General features: G+C 65.8%; 15 protein-coding genes, 1 tRNA gene and 1 riboswitch. Of the genes, 9 read left to right on the top strand and 7 right to left on the bottom strand.

The window, feature by feature from the left end:
* Positions 1-5 precede the first annotated feature (5 nt).
* Positions 6-1,055 (top strand): heme-dependent oxidative N-demethylase family protein, encoded by a 1,050-nt coding sequence (locus IE126_RS02175; RefSeq protein ID WP_189380062.1) that lies wholly within the window; start codon positions 6-8, stop codon positions 1,053-1,055.
* Between the two features lie 7 nt (positions 1,056-1,062).
* Here IE126_RS02175 and IE126_RS02170 read toward each other — a convergent pair whose 3' ends face one another.
* Positions 1,063-1,761, bottom strand: coding sequence for a helix-turn-helix domain-containing protein (locus IE126_RS02170; protein ID WP_082400637.1), 699 nt, complete (start codon positions 1,759-1,761; stop codon positions 1,063-1,065).
* A 77-nt stretch (positions 1,762-1,838) separates the two neighbouring features.
* Here IE126_RS02170 and IE126_RS02165 point away from each other — a divergent pair, with 77 nt between their 5' ends.
* On the top strand, positions 1,839-2,846 hold the full coding sequence (locus IE126_RS02165; RefSeq protein WP_054301070.1) for a GlxA family transcriptional regulator: 1,008 nt from the start codon (positions 1,839-1,841) through the stop codon (positions 2,844-2,846).
* Between the two features lie 117 nt (positions 2,847-2,963).
* On the opposite strand, the gene IE126_RS02160 is transcribed toward IE126_RS02165, so the two are convergent.
* The gene (locus IE126_RS02160) at positions 2,964-3,353 is read right to left on the bottom strand and encodes a globin domain-containing protein (protein ID WP_189380061.1); all 390 of its coding nucleotides are present in this window, start codon (positions 3,351-3,353) and stop codon (positions 2,964-2,966) included.
* 5 nt (positions 3,354-3,358) lie between these two features.
* Positions 3,359-5,725, bottom strand: coding sequence for a DUF1989 domain-containing protein (locus IE126_RS02155; protein WP_189380060.1), 2,367 nt, complete (start codon positions 5,723-5,725; stop codon positions 3,359-3,361).
* Between the two features lie 122 nt (positions 5,726-5,847).
* On the opposite strand from IE126_RS02155, the gene IE126_RS02150 reads away from it, so the two are divergent.
* The 5 genes from IE126_RS02150 (at position 5,848) to IE126_RS02130 (ending at position 11,816) form a co-directional block, all read left to right on the top strand.
* Positions 5,848-6,696 carry a DMT family transporter gene (locus tag IE126_RS02150; RefSeq protein ID WP_189380059.1) on the top strand — a complete coding sequence of 283 codons (849 nt, stop codon included), beginning with the start codon at positions 5,848-5,850 and terminating at the stop codon, positions 6,694-6,696.
* Positions 6,697-6,790: 94 nt separating this feature from the next.
* Positions 6,791-8,053, top strand: coding sequence for a sarcosine oxidase subunit beta family protein (locus IE126_RS02145; protein WP_108128331.1), 1,263 nt, complete (start codon positions 6,791-6,793; stop codon positions 8,051-8,053).
* A 10-nt stretch (positions 8,054-8,063) separates the two neighbouring features.
* Positions 8,064-8,351, top strand: a complete 288-nt coding sequence (locus IE126_RS02140; RefSeq protein WP_054301019.1) for a sarcosine oxidase subunit delta — start codon at positions 8,064-8,066, stop codon at positions 8,349-8,351.
* Positions 8,348-11,257 (top strand): sarcosine oxidase subunit alpha family protein, encoded by a 2,910-nt coding sequence (locus tag IE126_RS02135; RefSeq protein ID WP_189380058.1) that lies wholly within the window; start codon positions 8,348-8,350, stop codon positions 11,255-11,257. Before IE126_RS02140 ends, IE126_RS02135 begins: the two co-directional genes overlap by 4 nt.
* Positions 11,250-11,816, top strand: coding sequence for a sarcosine oxidase subunit gamma (locus IE126_RS02130; protein ID WP_108128333.1), 567 nt, complete (start codon positions 11,250-11,252; stop codon positions 11,814-11,816). The genes IE126_RS02135 and IE126_RS02130 overlap by 8 nt, the downstream gene beginning before the upstream one ends.
* A 64-nt stretch (positions 11,817-11,880) precedes the next feature.
* Here the strand turns inward: IE126_RS02130 and cobF are convergent, their stop codons facing one another.
* Both cobF and IE126_RS02120 read right to left on the bottom strand, forming a co-directional pair.
* Positions 11,881-12,648 carry a precorrin-6A synthase (deacetylating) gene (gene cobF / locus IE126_RS02125; protein ID WP_189380057.1) on the bottom strand — a complete coding sequence of 256 codons (768 nt, stop codon included), beginning with the start codon at positions 12,646-12,648 and terminating at the stop codon, positions 11,881-11,883.
* Between the two features lie 51 nt (positions 12,649-12,699).
* Positions 12,700-13,377, bottom strand: a complete 678-nt coding sequence (locus tag IE126_RS02120; protein ID WP_108128335.1) for an energy-coupling factor ABC transporter permease — start codon at positions 13,375-13,377, stop codon at positions 12,700-12,702.
* Between the two features lie 36 nt (positions 13,378-13,413).
* Positions 13,414-13,631: riboswitch (cobalamin riboswitch) on the bottom strand.
* Between the two features lie 111 nt (positions 13,632-13,742).
* Between IE126_RS02120 and xseA the strand changes: the two genes are divergently transcribed.
* On the top strand, positions 13,743-15,344 hold the full coding sequence (gene xseA / locus IE126_RS02115; RefSeq protein ID WP_108128336.1) for an exodeoxyribonuclease VII large subunit: 1,602 nt from the start codon (positions 13,743-13,745) through the stop codon (positions 15,342-15,344).
* Positions 15,345-15,601: 257 nt separating this feature from the next.
* On the opposite strand, the gene IE126_RS02110 is transcribed toward xseA, so the two are convergent.
* Positions 15,602-15,676 (bottom strand) — tRNA-Asn (locus tag IE126_RS02110).
* 126 nt (positions 15,677-15,802) lie between these two features.
* On the bottom strand, positions 15,803-16,690 hold the full coding sequence (locus IE126_RS02105; RefSeq protein WP_189380056.1) for an MBL fold metallo-hydrolase: 888 nt from the start codon (positions 16,688-16,690) through the stop codon (positions 15,803-15,805).
* A gap of 49 nt (positions 16,691-16,739) precedes the next feature.
* On the opposite strand from IE126_RS02105, the gene IE126_RS02100 reads away from it, so the two are divergent.
* Positions 16,740-18,041, top strand: coding sequence for an ATP-binding protein (locus IE126_RS02100; protein WP_189380055.1), 1,302 nt, complete (start codon positions 16,740-16,742; stop codon positions 18,039-18,041).
* Positions 18,042-18,043 lie beyond the last annotated feature (2 nt).

Below are 18,043 nucleotides of genomic sequence, written 5' to 3'. Positions count from 1 at the left end.
CCGCGATGAGCCTCGACGATTTCTTCCACGATGAGACCTTCTTCGGCGATTACACCTTCAAGAACTCGCCGCGCGCCATCAAGCGCTTTCCCTTCCCGTTCCCCGAAGACGACTACATGTATTCGGTGAACATGGAGCCGCATGTGCCGGGCCGTCCCGGCTCGGTCTTCGAACATACGTTCGATGTCGACGAGCATTATGTGGCCGAGATGCGCGACCGCGCCCGCGTGTTGCGCGACGATCCGCTGCGCTGCCAGTCGCTGCCGCATATGACGCTGGCGGGCTGGGATCTGCTGGAGCTGATCATGGAAAGCTTCGCGCGGGATTATCCGCAGTGGTTTTCGCTGACGAAGAACGGCAATCAGTGGCACTGGATCAACCGGCCGCTGAACATCGACCAGAAGTTCACCTTCCTCGACGAATCCACGCTGCCCTGTGGGCCGATGGAATACATCACCCGGCAGGCGCAGGGCGATTTCACGCTTCAGGACCAGCGCAACGACAATCTGTGGATCGAGGCGGGCATGGTGACGACCCAGGCCGACTGGAGCCTGGATTTCGACATCGGGATGAGCTTTCACGAATGGCACGCGCCGGTTCCGAAGGCGCATGAGATGGGCGTGTTCGATCGGGCGCTGAAATTCCTGCTGCAACTTCAGCATGGTGCGCCGGTGCGGCGCTTCAACTGGACCATGACGGTCGATCCGCTGCTGGACACCAGCCCCGAGAATTATCCCAAATGGGGGCCGGGCAAGACGACGCTGACGAAGGAAAACATCGGCCAGCGTCAGCATCTGCGGGTGGAATTGCAGACGCTGTTCCGGCTGCCGCGCTCGAATGCCATTGCCTTCCCGATCCGCTGCTATCTGTGCAGCTTCGAGGATCTGGTGACGCAGCCGAAATGGGCACGTCGCCTGCACCGGGTGGTGCGTGACCTGCCGGATGAACTGGCGACCTACAAGGGCTTCATCCGCAACCGGCCGCTGATGGTGGATTACCTGTCGCAGTTCGACGACGGCGCGCCGACCTCGCCGGGCTGGTGGCCCGACGAGTAAGGCTGCCTCAGGGCTGCGGGTAAGAGATGACCGACAGATAGCGGGCCGGCAGTTTCACCAGAACCTCCGGCCCGTGTGGGGCATCGGCATCGAAGAACAGACTGTCGCCGGGCTGCATGTGGAACAGCTGGTCGCCGTGGCGATACATCACCTCGCCTTCCAGCATGTACAGCAGCTCCACGCCGTCATGCTGGAAAGTGGGGAAGGTGTCGGATTCCTCGGTCAGCGTGATCAGATAGGGTTCGACCAGAACCCCCGACGAATTGGAGCCGATATGGCCGAGGAGATTGTACTGATGCCCCGCACGGGTGCCGCGCCGCTCGATCTCGATATGGTCGCCGGCCTTCACATGCTGGACCTCGCGGCGTTCCTCGAACCGGCGGAAGAAGCTGGTGATCGGGGTGGAAAAGGCGTGGCTGAGAATTTGCAGCGTGGTCAGAGAGGGCGAGGTGATGCCATTCTCGATCTTCGACAGCATGCCGATGGACAACCCGGTGACCTGAGCCAGATCGGCGACGGTCATCCCCTGCTGGCGGCGGAAGGCGCGGACCTCGCGGCCGATGGCGGCCTCAAGGTTGCGGTCGGCCACTTCGCGCAGACGGTGCGGGTCTTGTTCGAAGGCGGGCTTAAGCCGGGCCAGGGCCGCGGCACCGTTGCTGTCGGGCAGGGCGTGTTCGTCGGGGGTTTCCGTGGAACTGTCAGTCATCAGGCACCTTCTACGAATAACGGCTGGTTTCACTATAGTGAAAAAATCATGGGTTCAACGAAAATAATGAGGGCATGATGGCACAAGCTGCGGTTCCGGCCCGACTGGGCTTTCTGCTGATGGAGGGCTTTCCGATGGCCTGCCTGACCTCGGCCATTGAACCCCTGCGCGCGGCGAATGAAATCACCGGGCGGCGCGAGTTCCAGTGGCGGCTGGTGGGCGAGGACGGCACGCCCGTCCGGTCATCGGCCGAGGTGCGGTTTGATCCCGACATGGCGCTGGCCGATGCCGAGGGCTTAGATTACCTGATGGTGCTGGCAAGCCCCACTTCGCGGTTTGAAAATCCGCGCCGGGCCTACGGGCAGCTGCGCTGGCTGGATCGGTCGGGGATCGTGCTGGGTGGCTTTTCCGGCGGGATATTTCCGCTGGCAAGATCCGGGTTGATGGAGGGCTACCGCTGTTCGGTCCACTGGTGCTACGAGGCGGCCTTCAAGGCGGAATTCCCCGAGATCACAGCCAGCGGCAGCGCCATCCTGCGCGACCGGCGCCGCTATACCGTATCGGGCGCGGGGGCGGTGTTCGACCTGATGCTGCGGCTGATCGAGGAGCGGCTGGGCCGTGACGCGATGACCGAGGTGGCTTGCTGGTTCCAGCATCCCTTCGTGCGGGACGAGGACGCCAGCCAGAAGGTGCCGGTGGCAAAGCTTGGCGGCACCGATGACATGCTGCCCGGCCCGATCCGCGAGGCGATCCGCATCTTCGCCGAACATATCGAAGATCCGATCCAGATTTCCGATGTGGCTTCGGCGGTCGATCTGTCGGAACGGCATCTGGAACGTTGCTTCAAACAGGCGACGGGGCAAAGCCCGCTGAAATACTATCGCCTGATGCGGCTGAAGAAGGCGCGGCAGCGGGTGCTTTATTCTACCGATACCATCACCGAGATTGCGCAGAGTGTGGGCTACGCCAGTTCCACCCCCATGGCGCGGCATTATGCCGAGGCTTTCGGGGTGAACCCGCATGACGAGCGGCGGCGGCTGAACGGGCTGCGCGGTCTGGCAGGGGCGATGCCGCCGCGCGACTGAAGGTTGTTAAATTGAGCGCGGCCCGGTGGGCCGCGCGCGCCTGCGTCTCGCCGACCGGGCTGCGCCCGGATCGGCTCGGGCGTGCCTCCGGCGGGGATATTTATGCCAGGATAAAGGTCACTGTGGGGTGCGGTTGACCAGCGCCGTGGCCGCGCGGCGCAAGGCTGCGCGGATACGGTCCACACCTGCGCCGCTATGGCCGCAATCGGCAAGGGCGCGGTCCATCAGCGCCAGCCAGTCTTCGGCATCGCCCGCCGTGATCGGCACATGGTCGTGCAAAAGCCGCAGGTTCATGTGGCCGTGCTTTTCCATGTAATGTTTCCGGCCCCCGAGGAAGCCGGACAGGAAGTTCACCTGTTCCTCGCGCACATGTGCAAGGCCATGGCCCTGAAAGTGCATCGACATGATGCGCGCACCCTGGGGATCGGTTTCGATCAGATCGTAGAAGCGGTTGACGAGGCGCTTGAGCGCCTCCTCTCCGCCAAGATCATCCAGGGGCGTGCGCATCGCCGTCAGCTTTGCGGGCGGGTTTTCTTGGGGTCGTAATGGCTCAGCGGCACGATGACTGCGGGCAGGCGCTTCTGCTGCCCGTCGAGCTTGCCGACCTCGACCTCGGTGCCGACCGCCGCATGAGCGACATCGACGCGGGCGAGGGCGATGTTCTTGCCCAAGAGTGGTGAACGCATGGACGAGGTGACGACACCGACCTGCGCGCGGCCAACATGGATGCAGTCGCCATGGCCGACATCGACATTCGAGTCGATGTCGAGACCGACGAATTTGTGGATCGGGTGCTCCTTGCGGCGGATCAGCGCCTCGCGGCCGATGAAATCATCCTGCTTGGATTTCAGCGGCACGGTGAAGCCGATCCCGGCCTCGAACGGGTCGGTCTGGTCGCTGAAATCATAGCCGGCGAAGATCAGCCCGGCCTCGATGCGCACCATATCCAGCGCGCCAAGGCCCATGGGACGCAGGCCGAGGTCGGCGCCATGTTCCCAGACCGCATCCCAGACGGCGGCGCCGTCTTTCGGGTGGCAGAAGATTTCAAAGCCGAGCTCGCCCGTATAGCCGGTACGCGAAACCACGACCGGGGCGCCGTCGGGGCCGCCGATGCGGGCGATGGTGAAGCGGAACCAGCCTAGTTCCTGCACCGTCGGCTGATGCGGCGGGGTCCAGATGAAGCGGCTGAGGATTTCGCGGCTGTTCGGGCCCTGAACGGCGAGGTTGTGCAACTGGTCGGTTGAGGACCGGATCATGACCTGAAGGCCAAGCTTTTCGGCCTGTTCACGCAGCCAGACCCCACCGTAATCATCGCCGCCGATCCAGCGGAACTGATCGCGGCCCAGACGGAACAGGGTGCCGTCGTCGATCATGCCGCCATGTTCATAGCACATGGCGGAATAGACCACCTGACCAACGCTGAGTTTCTTCACGTCGCGCGTCAGCGTCCATTGCATCAGCGCCTCGGCGTCGGGGCCGGTGACCTCAAACTTGCGGAGCGGCGACAGATCCAGCACCACCGCCTTTTCGCGGCAGGCCCAGTATTCTTCGAGCGTGCCGTTGGACGAGAATACCTGCGGCAGCCAGTAGCCCTTGTATTCGATCATGTGCCGGGTTTTCGCCTCGGTGCGGGCGTGGAAGGCGGTTTCCTTGGTCATGCGCGGCTCCGCGTCGGGGGTCGGTCGATAGGCGATGGCGCGGCTGAACTTTTCCTTGCCGTCATAGGTACGGACATGGATGTCGGTCAGGTTCCAGCCATTTGCGGGGGAGGTATCATCGGGGCAGGCGGACGAGACGCAGACGATATCGGTCAGCGCCCGAAACAGGACGTAGTCGCCCGGACGGCTCCACGGTTCGTCCGAGATCAGCACGCCATGGGCGTCGATCGCGGTGTTGAAGAACAGGTTTACCGCCATCCAGCCGGGGCGCGCCGTCACGCCATAGGGCGAAAGCGCGCCGTTGAAATTGTCAGAGCAGTTCACATGGCCCGGATAGCCGATGTCGTCATAGTATTTCGAGGCGCAGGCCATGGCGAAGGCGTCGTGGCGGCCGCAGGTATCCTGCACCACCTCGATCAGCGGCAGCCAGTCCTGATCGTAGTATTTGGCATGCAGGCCGGGCATCGAATAGGCGTGGCCCATCAGCGTGCGCGAGGTGGTCACGTCCAGCGCATGTTCCAGCCCCTTGTCGAGCTTGCGGGCCGAAAAGCACTGGAAATCCGTGCATTGGCGGCCATCGACATCAAGGATCTGGATATAGTCGCCTGCCTTGACGAAATAGGCCTGCGCGGTGGCGGATTTCACCCGAAGGTCCAGCACCGGATCGGCCAGCGGATCGGGGAGGTCAAATCCCGGTGCACGCTTCAGGCTGCTGCGGCGCAGGGTGACGACAATGGGCGTCGCGGTATCCTGCTCGCCCGGAACCATCGCGGTGCCGGGGGCTGCGACGATCAGCACACCGTCGGCCTGTGCCGTAAAGGTTTCCTCGGTTCCTGCCGGGGTGTCGGTGCCGAAAAGTTGCACGGCACCGGCTTTCGTCAGGTCGATGCCACGGCGTTCGATCCCCAGACGCAACCCGCCCATACCAGAGCCGCTGCCTGTCAGCAGCGCCTTCAGCCCGCGTGCATCAGAATTGGCGGTCGCGCCAATCAGGCCGGCGTCTATGCGGCCCCGGCTGTCAGCGGCCACCAGTTCGGCCACCTGACCGCCCTCGGGGTTCTGAACCGTGATCCTGTCGCCGGTGGCGACGGGGATGAGCCAGGCACCCATGCCCGGAATTTCGTGCCGTTCCTCGCCACTTTGAGCCCGCACGTTCAGGGGCGTCAGGATGCGCGAGGGGCGCGGCGGGCCGGGGCGGACTTGCGGATAGGTGTCGAGCATGAGAGCCTCCTGTCTCGCGGGGGCGATTGCCGTTCTGGAAAATAAGTTTATCCTGAGGAAATCTTTTCGCAAGCCTGCAATCTGCCGGTTCGCAGCTTTTTCCACCATAGCCGGAGGCGGGGATGGCGTCACTTCTGTTCGGTCTGGTCGCGGCCCTGTGCTGGGGCCTGCATGATTTTCTGGTCCGCAAGGTCAGCCAGACCGCCCCGGCGACCACGCTTCTGGTGCTGGTTCTGCTGTTTGGCACGCTGTTTCTGGCGCCTTTCGCCATGATCGAGTCGCATCCGGCGGGGGCGATGCGCGGAATGGGCTTTGCCATCGGGTCGGGGGCAGCTTTCGTCATGGCCTCGCTGGGGCTGTATCGTGCCTTTGCCATCGGGCCGGTCGGGCTCGTGGCGCCGATCTGTGGTGCCTATCCTTTGGGCAGTCTGGCGCTGGCCATGGCCGGGGGGCGCACGGTTTCGGGGTCGGAATGGCTGGCGGTGCTGCTGGTGGTGGCGGGAATCGCACTTGTGGCAGGGCAGGGCGGCAGCCATGGCGCGGCTGCGGCAGGCGGGCGGAGGCAGGCGATTCTCTGGGCGCTGATGGGGGCGGCCGGATTCGCGCTGACCTTTCATCTTGGCCAGACCGCCGCGCGCGTGATGGGGGAACTGAGTGCGACGCTGATCGCGCGTATCGTGGCGCTGGCGCTGGTGTCGGCGGCGCTGGTCGTACAACGCCAGAGCCTCGCGCCCGCCTTGCCGAAATGGCCTGTCCTGGCCCTGATGGGCGCGCTGGATGTGGCGGCGCTGGGGCTGGTGCTGGCGTCGGGCGGTCTGACGCATCCTGAATATGCGGCGGTGTCCTCGTCGCTGTTCGGGGTGGTCACCATCCTGCTGGCCTGGCGCTTCCTCGGGGAAAGGCTTGGCCCGGTGCAGGGCGCGGGGGTGGCGGTGGTCTTCGTCGGAATAGCCCTTTTGGGGGCTGGGTGATCGCCTGTCTATTCTGAAAGGGCCGATGTCGGAAACGGATGAGGTATTCGGCGCGTGCGGCGCGATAGTTGCGGCAGGCACCAAGGAGATCCCAATGTTCGGAACAGGGCGCTATTCGGGCTGGCGCGTGGTGAAAGAAGCCTTGACGGGTCACAAGGGTTGGGGGCCGGCATGGCGCGACCCGGAACCGCAGGCCGCATATGACTACATCATCATCGGCGGCGGTGGGCATGGCCTTGCCACAGCCTATTATCTGGCCAAGGAGTTCCGGCAGGCGCGCATTGCCGTGCTGGAAAAGGGCTATCTGGGCGGCGGCAACGTCGGGCGGAACACCACGATCATCCGGTCGAATTATCTGCTGGACGGCAACGAACCCTTCTACGAGTTCAGCCTGAAACTGTGGGAGGGGCTGGAGCAGGACTTCAACTTCAACGCCATGGTCAGCCAGCGCGGGATCATCAACCTGATCCACACCGATGCGCAGCGCGATGCCTTCACCCGGCGCGGCAATGCGATGATCCTGAACGGCGCCGATGCGGAGCTGCTGGACCGCGAACAGGTCCGCGCCATGTATCCGTTCCTGAATTTCAACAATGCCCGCTTCCCCATCAAGGGTGCGCTGATGCAGCGCCGGGGCGGCACGGTGCGCCATGACGCGGTCGCCTGGGGCTATGCCCGCGGGGCGGATTCACGCGGCGTCGACCTCATCCAGAACTGCGAGGTCACCGGCATCCGCACCGAACATGGCCGCGTCACCGGCGTCGACACCACCCGCGGCTTCATTGGCGCGAAAAAGGTGGGTGTGGCGGTTGCCGGCAATTCCTCGCGCGTGATGGCGCATGTGGGGATGCGGCTGCCGATGGAAAGCCATGTGCTGCAAGCCTTCGTGTCAGAGGGGCTGAAGCCGCTCATCGACGGGGTGATGACCTATGGCGCTGGGCATTTCTATGTCAGCCAGTCCGACAAGGGTGGTCTTGTTTTCGGCGGCGACATCGACGGCTACAACACCTATGCGCAGCGCGGCAACATGCCCGTGGTGGAGGATGTGGCCGAAGGCGGCATGAGCCTGATCCCGATGATCGGCCGGGCGCGGCTGCTGCGCACCTGGGGTGGCATCATGGACATGTCGATGGACGGCTCGCCCATCATCGACAAGACCGACATCGAGGGGCTCTATTTCAACGGTGGCTGGTGCTACGGCGGCTTCAAGGCCACCCCGGCCTCGGGCTGGTGCTTCGCGCATCTGCTGGCAACCGACCGCCCGCATGAAACTGCCACGGCCTATCGGTTTGATCGCTTCCGCAAGGGGCTGATGATCGACGAAAAGGGCCAGGGCGCCCAGCCGAACCTGCACTGAGGACCGATCCATGATCATCAACCATCCGATCCTCGGGCCACGCGACTCGCAGGAATTTGTTTATCTGGGGGATGCGGCGCTGATCGACCGGCCTGATGGGCTGGCCGAAGGCGCGCTGGATACCTTCCACGACTATCTTTACCTGCGCGACAACCCGGCAGGGCTGCATCGTGAGCTCTGGTATCACGAACAGGGCGACCGTTCGTGGCTTGTGGTCACGCGCAACACGCTGACGCATGAGATCACGCAAGTGGAACTGGCCCGCGATGTGGCCCGCGCGCGGGGGCGCAGCAAATGACCCAATCGAACCGCATTCCCGGCGGTCAGATCGACCGTTCGCGCAGCCTGAGCTTCACCTTCGACGGCGTGACCTACCAAGGCCACCCCGGCGATACGCTGGCCTCGGCGCTGCTGGCCAATGGCCAGCGCCTGATGGGGCGCAGCTTCAAATATCACCGTCCGCGCGGTCCCATCTCGGCCGGTTCCGAAGAACCCAATGCGCTGGTGGAACTGCGCGGCGGTGCCCGTCGCGAGCCGAACACCCGTGCCACGGTGGTGGAACTGTTCGACGGCTTGAGTGCCGAGAGCCAGAACCGCTGGCCCAGCCTGAAATTCGACGCCATGGCGGTGAATGACCGGCTGTCGAATTTCTTCACCGCCGGGTTCTATTACAAGACCTTCATGTGGCCCAAGGTGTTCTGGGAAAAGCTTTACGAGCCGATCATCCGCCGTGCCGCCGGTCTGGGCAGTCTGTCGCGTGAGGAAGACCCTGATCAATATGACAAGGGCTTCCTGCATTGCGATCTGCTGATCATCGGTGCCGGGCCTGCCGGTCTGATGGCCGCGCTGACCGCCGGTCGCGCAGGCGCGCGGGTTATCCTTGCGGATGAGGATTTCCGCATGGGCGGCCGCCTGAATGCCGAAACGCATGAGGTTGGCGGACTCGCGGGTGCCGACTGGGCCGCGCAGGCGGTGGCGGAACTGCGCAGCATGGCGAATGTGCGCATGATGCCGCGCACCACGATCATCGGCGCCATGGACCACGGTATCTATGCGGCGGTGGAACGCGTGTCGGATCACCTGCCCGTGCCGCTGCCGGGCAAGCCGCGCCAGATCCTGTGGCGGATCTATTCGCGTCGTGCCATCCTTGCGGGCGGTGCCACCGAACGCCCCATCGCGTTTGAGAACAACGACCGCCCCGGCATCCTGCTGGCCGGATCGCTGCGCGCTTATGCGAACCGCTGGGGTGTCGCGGTCGGGCGCCGGGTCGCTGTCTTCACCAACAATGATGACGGGCTGCGCACGGCCTCTGACCTCAAGGCCAAGGGGATGGAGGTCCGCGTGATCGACGCCCGCAAGGGCGAAGAGGTGGTCGATACCGCCGGTCGTCTGGGGCTTTCCTCGGTCACTATCCACAGCGGCGGGCGGACCGAAACCTTCGCCTGCGAGGCGCTGGCGGTTTCGGGGGGCTGGAACCCCAACGTCAACATCGCTTCGCACCATCGCGGTCGCCCGGTCTGGAATGACACCATCGCGGCCTTCGTGCCGGGGCAGGGCGATATTCCGGGGCTGGAGGCGGCAGGCGCCGCCGCAGGCCGCTTCTCGACCCGCGCGGCGCTGGAAACCGGCGCAGCGGCGGCCGAAGGCGCGCTGGCCGATCTGGGCCGCAGCGCCCCCGCCCGTGATTTGCCGACGGCCGAGGACGGCCCCTATGCCATCACGCCGAAATGGTATGTCGGCGGTGGCAAGGGCCGGGCATGGATCGACCAGCAGAACGATGTGACGCTGAAAGATGTGAAGCTCGCGCATCAGGAAAACTACACCTCGGTCGAGCATCTGAAGCGCTATACCACGCTGGGCATGGCTACCGATCAGGGCAAGACCGGCAATGTGCTGGGCCTTGCGGTGATGGCGAGCCTCACCGGCAAGTCGATCCCGCAGACCGGGACCACGGTCTATCGCCCACCCTATACGCCGGTTGCCATGGGCACGCTGGCGGGCCGCTCTCGCGGGCAGGAGTTCAAGCCCAAGCGTCTGACCCCCAGCCACAAATGGGCCAGCGAACAGGGCGCGGTCTTTGTCGAGGTCGGCCAATGGCTGCGCGCGCAATGGCTGCCGCGTGCAGGCGAAACCCAATGGCGCGAAAGCGTGGACCGCGAGGTTCTGGCGACGCGCAAATCGGTTGGCATCTGCGACGTGACCACGCTCGGCAAGATCGACATTCAGGGCACCGATGCCGGGGCCTTCCTTGACAAGGTCTATGCCAATACCTTCAGCACGCTGGCCGTCGGCAAATGTCGCTATGGGCTGATGCTGCGCGAGGATGGCATCGTCTATGACGACGGCACCACGGCGCGGCTGGGGCAGAATGAATATGTGATGACCACCACCACCGCCAATGCGGTTCTAGTGTTCCGCAATCTCGAATATGCCCGGCAGTGCCTCTATCCCGACATGGATGTGCAGCTGATTTCCACCACCGAGGCCTGGGCGCAGTTCTCGGTCGCCGGGCCGAATGCGCGCAAGCTGCTGCAAAAGCTGGTGGATCAGGACATCTCGGATGCGGAACTGCCCTATATGGGGTGCCGCGAGATCACGGTTTGCGGCGGGCTGCGGGCGCGGATCTTCCGCATCAGCTTCTCCGGGGAACTGGCCTATGAAATCGCGGTGCCGACCCGTTATGGCGATGCGCTGATCCGTGAGCTGGTGGAACAGGGCCGCGAATTCGACGCCGTTGTCTATGGCACCGAGGCGCTCGGTGTCATGCGGGTCGAAAAGGGCCACGTCGCAGGGAACGAGCTGAACGGCCAGTCCACCGCGCTGAACATGGGTCTGGGCAAGATGGTGTCGAAGAAGAAAGACAGCATCGGCATGGTGCTGAGCCAGCGCGAGGGCATGAATGACCCGAACGGCTATCGTCTGGTTGGTGTGAAACCCGTCGATCCGGCACAGAAGCTGACCGCTGGCAGCCATTTCCTTGAGAAAGGCGCGGCGCCGGTGATTGCCAATGATCTGGGCTGGCTCACCTCGGTGGTCTATTCACCGCATCTGGGCTGTTCCATCGCGCTTGGCTACCTGAAGAAGGGTGACGAGCGGCGCGGCCAGCGCCTGCGCTCGGCCAACCTGCTGGCGGGGGCCGAGGTCGAGGTCGAAATCGTGAGCCCGCATTTCTTTGACCCGGAAGGAGAGCGTCTCCGTGGCTGAGCATCGTCTGAAACCCCTCTGCCCGCTGGGGGGCACCAGCCCGGCGCGGGCCAGCATCGGCCCGGTCACGCTGACCGAGGTTGTTGATGTGGCGCTGGCCTCCGTCTCGGCCCGCCTGGGGCGCACGGCGGAAGTGGCGGCGTCTGCTGCTGCGGCCGGCATCCCGCTGCCCGGTCCGGGCCGGTTCGAGGCCCGCGCGCCTTTCGCGGCTTTCTGGCTGTCGCCCGACAGCTGGATGGTCGAGGCACCCTTTGCCACGCATGAAGACAGCCGCGCGGCGCTGCTGCCGGTGTTCGGTGATGCGGCCTCGATAACCGAACAGACCGACGCCTGGGTGCGGATCGACGTCACCGGCGAAGGGCTGCCCGCGCTGTTCGAGCGGCTGTGCAACGTCGATCTGGCCACCGCGCAGGAAGGTGCCGCGACCCGCACCATTCTGGAGCATATGGGCGTCTATGTGGTGAAGCGGGGCGCCGCGCAGGTCAGCGTGATCGGGGCGCGCTCTTCGGCCGCCGCCCTGTGGCACGCGCTGGACACCGCCGCGCATTCGGTGTTCTGAACGGCTTCGCGGCCCCTCCGGGGGCCGCGCGCAAATCTTTTGAGGAAAAGATTTGCAAATTTCTTCAGGAAGAAATTTGCGCCTGGCCCCGGCGGCGCAGCAGGTAAATATCCATGATCCAGCCATGTGCGGCGCGGGCCTCGGCGCGGGCGGCAATGATGCGTGGGCCAGCGTCAATCAGCGGGCCATGGTCGGTAATCTGAAGGCGCATGCCGGCATAACCCGCCCACCAGATCTGTATGCCTTCCGGTGGCAGGCTCTGGAATGAACATTCGCCGTCCAGCATCACCACACAGGTATCGACGCCAGCCGGAAAGCCGGTTTCGCGCAATTGGCGCCCGGTGGTGATGGTGACGGGGCCGTCGATCTCGTTCAGCGGGATGGCATGGGCGGCAGTCAGCGCCTGGATTGAGGTAATGCCGGGGATGACCTCGATGTCCGGGCGCGGGTTCAGCCGGGTGGCGATGCGCAGGGTGCTGTCGTAAAGCGAGGGGTCACCCCAGACCAGCAGCGCGACGCGCGTCGCGCCGGGGTGGGCCGCGATACTCTCCACCCAGCGGGCGGCGATGGCATCATGCCAGTCTTCGACCCTTTGGCGGTAATCGGCAGTTGCGGCGTCTCGCGTCGGATAGTCGAATTCGGCAATGCGGGTCGCGGGGTTTTCCAGCACCTCGGCGAGGATCTCGCGCCGGAGGTCGGCCAGATCGGCCTTCGCGCTGCCCTTGCGCGGCAAGAGGATCAGATCAGCACGGTTCAGCGCGCGGATGGCTTGGCGCGTCAGGTGGTCGGGATTGCCGCTGCCAATTCCGACGAGGCTGAGGTGAAGGGTCATGGTCGCTCGGTCAAAGAGGCCGCCGCCCGGCTTTGGGCGGCGGCAGAAAGATCAGGCGGCGGCGTGCAGGCGTTGGGTCACAAGGCCGGAACCCGCAAGGCCCTTGATGGCCTTGGCGGCTGCCAGAACAGCCAGATCCACCAGCGGTTCCACCGCGACGACCAGCATGTAGGCGGCCCCGAAGGTCGAGACCTGCGCCATGGCCTCGGCGCTGAAGCCCATGCCGTAGAAAGCCCAGAAGGCGACCCAGGCGACGATGCCCGCCTGATAGGCGGTCGACAGCGCCAGCGCCTGCCCGTAGCGCAGATCGACATAGGCGGTGCCGGGGGCGATGACGCGCCGCGCCAGTGCCTGAAGGCCGAACAGTGGCACCAGCAGGGTGGTGACGTTCATCCCGTATTGCGGCAGGTCGAAGGGGGCGAAGAACATCCCCTGGATCAGCAGGCCAAGCGCCAGCCCGATGGCCGCCGGAGCGGCGCCGAACAGCAGGAACAGGGTCGAGCCAAGGATGAGATGCACCTCGGATACGCCGACGGGCACATGGGGAAGCACCTCGAAGAAGGTGAAGGTGGCGGCGGTGGCCAGCACGCTGCGCGCCAGCAGTGACACGGCGCCCTGTTCGCGGATCGCGGCAAAGGCGGTTTTCAGCGTGTAAAGCCCGGCGGTGGCGGCGGTGGCGGCACCAAGCATCAGCTTGGCCCCGGAAACGAGGCCCGGTTCGATATGCATGATCTGTCTCCTCTGGCCGTCACACCCGACGGCCGTGGTTTCGGTTCATGCAAGGCCGGTCTCCTGGCTTGCGGGTCGTGGCGCGTCCCGGCCTTCCCGGTGCCTTTGGGGCACCAGTGGCGGATGGGGGCGCTCTCCGCTCACAGTCGCGGGGGCGGCCGGGGCTTCGGGCGCCTGACTGGGTTCGCCCTTCCCCGTTCCCGATTGAGTCCGGTGCTTGGCACCTGATGGACACCTTGCCGCCTCGTTCTGTGGCGAAAGGGCGCTTGCGTCAAGCGGGCTTTGCGACGGTCTGGTGCGCTTTGCGACGGGCGGGCGGGGCCGGGGCGGTTGCGGGCCGCGCGGGCTTGGGGCAAAACGGTGTCATGGACCTGTTCGAAGACCCCCAGCCCCAGCAGGGCAACCAGCCCGAATATACCGTGTCGGAGCTTTCCGGCGCAGTGAAACGCATGATTGAAGGCGAATTCGGCCTTGTCCGCGTGCGGGGCGAGATCGGGCGAGTCTCGCGCCCGTCCTCGGGGCATATGTATTTCGACCTGAAGGATGACCGTTCGGTCATTGCCGCCGTCTCCTGGAAGGGGCAGGTGGCACGGATGCAGGTGCGCCCTGAAGAGGGGATGGAGGTCGTGGCCACCGGCCGGATGACCACCTTTCCGGGCCAGTCGAAATACCAGCTGATTGTCGAGGATGTGGCCCCCGCAGGGGCCGGTGCCCTGATGGCCATGCTGGAAAAGCGCCGCGCCGCCTTGCAGGCCGAGGGGCTGTTTGACCCCGCGCGCAAAAAGCCTGTCCCTTATCTGCCCGGCGTGATCGGGGTGGTCACATCGCCCTCGGGTGCGGTGATCCGCGACATCCTGCACCGGCTGCGCGACCGCTTTCCCCGCCATGTCCTGATCTGGCCGGTGGCGGTCCAGGGGGAGAAATGCGCAGCCGAGGTGGCGGCGGCCATTCTTGGCTTCAACGCGATCGAACCCGGCGGCCCAGTGCCGCGGCCCGATCTGCTGATCGTGGCGCGGGGCGGTGGCTCTCTGGAGGATCTGTGGGGATTCAACGAGGAAATCGTGGTGCGGGCGGCGGCGGCCAGCCGCATTCCGCTGATTTCCGCCGTGGGGCACGAAACCGACACCACGCTGATCGACTTCGCGGCTGACCGCCGGGCGCCAACGCCGACCGCCGCCGCCGAGATGGCGGTGCCGGTGCGGCTGGACCTGCTCGCCGCGGTCGATGGCTTCGGGGCGCGTCTCAGCCGGGCGATGGCGCAGGGGGCCGAGCGGCGGCGGGTGCGGTTGTCCGATCTGGGCCGGGCGCTGCCCCGGCTCGACATGCTGCTGGGCGGGCCGGGCCAGCGATTCGACGCGGCGGTGCAACGGCTGGGCGGCGCGTTGGGGCTGATGGTCACCCGCAAGCGTGGCGCCTACGAGGCGCGTGCCGGGCGCCTGCGTCCCGAGGCGCTGCGCGCCCTGATCGCGGGCCGGGCCGAGCGGCTGCAGGTGCTGACCGCCCGCGCGGATACGGGAATGGAGCGGCGGCAGGAGCGCAGCCATGCGGGCCTCGATAAATGGGCCTCACGGCTCGCGCCCGCGCTGGCGCGTCTGCTGTCCGGAGCCAAAACCCAGATTGCCCGCGACCGGGATCGTCTGGGCGTTCTGGCAAGCCGACTGGAAACCGCACCTGCACAACGGTTGGCCCGCGCCACAGAACGGCTGGACGGGCTGGAGCGGATGCGGAAGACGCTGGGCTATCAGGCGACACTGGCGCGGGGCTATGCCGTCGTACGGGCCGGAGGCGCCGTCATCACCAGTGCCGAACTTGCCCGCGAGGCCGCCGCGCTGGAGATCGAGTTCCGCGACGGCCGCGTCACGACCGGCCCCGGCACCTCCGTGGCGCCATCCGCCGAAGGCCCCCTGCGCACCCCCCGCAAGCCCCGTCCCCGCGAGGAGGGGCCGGATCAGGGCAGCCTGTTCTGACGCACAGCTCGCCGGACTGCCCCGGCAACCCCGTGGGCCGATGGGCGCAGGGAGTCCTCCGGGGCATCTTGCGCGAGGGGCCGGAGGCTGGAGGCGCGTACAGCCGCATCGGACGGCGCAGATGATGTGATCGCGCCCGACGGCACCAATCCTGCTGGCCTGGCACCGCAGGCCCTTAAGCCTAACTTCCGCAGCCTTCAGAACCACAAAAGCCTCCTTGCGGGGGCTTTGTATGTAGCTGAAATCCTAGGGATTTTTGGCTCCGGCGGTAGGGATCGAACCTACGACCAATTGATTAACAGTCAACTGCTCTACCGCTGAGCTACGCCGGAACACGAGGCGGTGTATAGCTTCGGGTTTCGGGGGTCGCAAGAGGGGTATTGCAGAAAAATGACGGGGTTGGAGCAGAAAGTTTTCCAGGGCCGATGTGTGGCGTTCTCGGATGGGTCAGGCGCTGGTCAGGAGCGGGTGAAGGTCGCGGAATGCAGCGTGGGCCGGTCGGCTGTGATCTGCTTTCTGTGAGACAGATCAATGAGATGGGCCAGAAGGTTGCGGCGGGCTGCGGGCTGGAGGGCGGGGGATACGTCGCTGTAGACCCGTGCCGTCAGCGCATCGAGACCCGCGGGACCCTGGGTCAGGGCCTCCAGAATGGCGGTTTCGCGGGCGCGGCGATGGGTGGTCAGTTCGGAAAGGCGCGCGGCGGGGGTCTCGACGGGCAGGCCATGCGCCGACAGAAACCGCCGCCAGGGCCGCGCGGCCAGACGGTCGAGCGAGGCCATGTAATCGGTCATATCGCCTTCGGGGGGCGAGACCAGTGAGGGCGCCCAGCCCATGACGTGATCGCCCGTGAACAGAAGCCCGTCCAGCGCGAAGGCCAGATGGCCCGCCATATGGCCCGGCGTATGCAGAACCTCCAGCTGCCAGTCTCCACCCGGGATGAAGTCACCATCCGCCAGTTGCACGTCGGGGGTAAAGCCGGTGTCGATGCCCTCGCCGCCGCCCAATCCGGTGATTCCCGCCATGCGGGGCGACAGGCCGGTGCCAGCCGGGCCGAATCCCAGCACCGGGGCGCCTGTCGCCTCGGCCAGCGGCCGCGCCAGCGGCGAATGGTCAAGGTGCGGATGGGTCACGAGGATATGGCTGACCCGCTCGCCGGGGGCGAGGGCGGCCAGAATCGCCGTCAGATGTTCGGGCAGGGCGGGGCCGGGGTCGATCACCGCCACCGCGCCCTCACCGATAATGTAGGTATTGGTTCCCCAATGCGTCATGGGCGAGGGGTTGGGGGCCAGCACCATCCTGACCCCGGCCTCGGGGCGGATTACCTCGCCGGGTGTCCATGGCTGCATTGTCGCTCTCCTCTTTCGCGGGGCGCGGGCTGCGGCTAGGCTGGGCGGCATGAGCTTTCGCCTGAAATCCATCCTGCCCCGTGGCCTTTACGGCCGCACGCTGCTGATCCTGATCGTGCCCATCGTCACGATCCAGCTTGTCGTGTCCATAGCCTTCATCCAGCGGCATTTCGAACGGGTGACTTTGCAGATGACCGGCGGGATCGCCGTGGAGCTGCGTCTGGTGCTGGACCGGATGGCCGCAGGTGACCGGGTCGGGGCCGAAATGGTGGCGTCGGAACTGGGGTTTGGTCTGGGTCCGGCGGCACCGCCGCTGGAGGGGCTGCGCTACGATGCGCTGGATCTTTCCGGGCGCGTGGTGGCCGAAACCCTGCGTGATGAGGTGCCGGGGTTTCTGGGCGCCGATCTGACGCGCGAAAGCGGCCGCGTGATCGCAGATTTCGCCACGCCTGACGGGCCGGTGCGAGTGGTGATCGACCGGCGCCGCACCTCGGCCACCAATCCGCATCAGCTTCTGGTGCTGATGATCGTCACCTCGGCTGTGATGACACTGATTTCCTATCTGTTCCTGCGCAACCAGATCGCACCGATCAAGCGGCTGGCGCAGGCGGCTGAGGCGTTCGGCAAGGGCCAGCACATCCCCTATCGTCCGCGCGGGGCGACCGAGGTGCGGGCGGCGGGGGCGGCGTTTCTGGATATGCGGGCGCGGATCGAACGCTCGATCGAAAGCCGGACGCGGATGCTGTCGGGGGTCAGCCACGACCTGCGCACGCCGCTTACGCGGCTGAAGCTGGGCCTGTCGATGCTGCCCGAAGATGACGAGACCGATGCGCTGCTGGGCGATGTGGCCGAGATGCAGCGGCTGGTGGATGAGTTTCTGGCCTTCGCGCGGGGCGATGCCACCGAAGAGACCGAGGCGGTTGACCTGCCGGCCCTGCTGCGGCGTGTGGCCGACAATGCTGAACGCGGCGGGCAGCGGGTGGAACTGCGGGGATGCGACGGCTCGCTGACGCTTCGGCTGCGGCCGCAGGCGGTGACGCGGGCTATCGAGAACCTGTTGAGCAATGCCGCCCGCTTTGGCACCCGTGCGCGGCTGAGCCTGCTTGTTGGCGAGCGCAGCGCGCGCATCGTGGTCGAGGATGACGGGCCGGGCATTCCGATGGAGCGGCGTGACGAGGCGGTGCAGCCCTTCGCCCGGCTGGACGGCGCGCGCGACCCCAATCGCGGCGGCGGCGTGGGTCTTGGCCTGTCGATTGCCGCCGATGTCGCGCGCAGCCATGGCGGCGCGCTGCGTCTGGGAGAAAGCGAGGATCTGGGCGGGCTGAAGGCCGAACTCGCGCTGGCGCGCTGAGG

The sequence above is a fragment of the Gemmobacter nanjingensis genome, assembly GCF_014652195.1.
GTDB classification, from domain to species: Bacteria; Pseudomonadota; Alphaproteobacteria; order Rhodobacterales; family Rhodobacteraceae; genus Gemmobacter; species Gemmobacter caeni.
The sequence above is the reverse complement of the archived record's forward strand: the minus strand, read 5'-3'. Positions and strand labels throughout refer to the sequence as shown.

What these genes read in the sequence shown, in the direction of transcription:
- IE126_RS02175 (WP_189380062.1), top strand. Translation starts at nt 6, where the DNA reads ATGAGCCTCGACGATTTCTTCCACGATGAGACCTTCTTCGGCGATTAC.
- IE126_RS02170 (WP_082400637.1), bottom strand. Translation starts at nt 1,761, where the DNA reads ATGACTGACAGTTCCACGGAAACCCCCGACGAACACGCCCTGCCCGAC.
- IE126_RS02165 (WP_054301070.1), top strand. Translation starts at nt 1,839, where the DNA reads ATGGCACAAGCTGCGGTTCCGGCCCGACTGGGCTTTCTGCTGATGGAG.
- IE126_RS02160 (WP_189380061.1), bottom strand. Translation starts at nt 3,353, where the DNA reads ATGCGCACGCCCCTGGATGATCTTGGCGGAGAGGAGGCGCTCAAGCGC.
- IE126_RS02155 (WP_189380060.1), bottom strand. Translation starts at nt 5,725, where the DNA reads ATGCTCGACACCTATCCGCAAGTCCGCCCCGGCCCGCCGCGCCCCTCG.
- IE126_RS02150 (WP_189380059.1), top strand. Translation starts at nt 5,848, where the DNA reads ATGGCGTCACTTCTGTTCGGTCTGGTCGCGGCCCTGTGCTGGGGCCTG.
- IE126_RS02145 (WP_108128331.1), top strand. Translation starts at nt 6,791, where the DNA reads ATGTTCGGAACAGGGCGCTATTCGGGCTGGCGCGTGGTGAAAGAAGCC.
- IE126_RS02140 (WP_054301019.1), top strand. Translation starts at nt 8,064, where the DNA reads ATGATCATCAACCATCCGATCCTCGGGCCACGCGACTCGCAGGAATTT.
- IE126_RS02135 (WP_189380058.1), top strand. Translation starts at nt 8,348, where the DNA reads ATGACCCAATCGAACCGCATTCCCGGCGGTCAGATCGACCGTTCGCGC.
- cobF (WP_189380057.1), bottom strand. Translation starts at nt 12,648, where the DNA reads ATGACCCTTCACCTCAGCCTCGTCGGAATTGGCAGCGGCAATCCCGAC.
- IE126_RS02120 (WP_108128335.1), bottom strand. Translation starts at nt 13,377, where the DNA reads ATGCATATCGAACCGGGCCTCGTTTCCGGGGCCAAGCTGATGCTTGGT.
- xseA (WP_108128336.1), top strand. Translation starts at nt 13,743, where the DNA reads ATGGACCTGTTCGAAGACCCCCAGCCCCAGCAGGGCAACCAGCCCGAA.
- IE126_RS02105 (WP_189380056.1), bottom strand. Translation starts at nt 16,690, where the DNA reads ATGCAGCCATGGACACCCGGCGAGGTAATCCGCCCCGAGGCCGGGGTC.
- IE126_RS02100 (WP_189380055.1), top strand. Translation starts at nt 16,740, where the DNA reads ATGAGCTTTCGCCTGAAATCCATCCTGCCCCGTGGCCTTTACGGCCGC.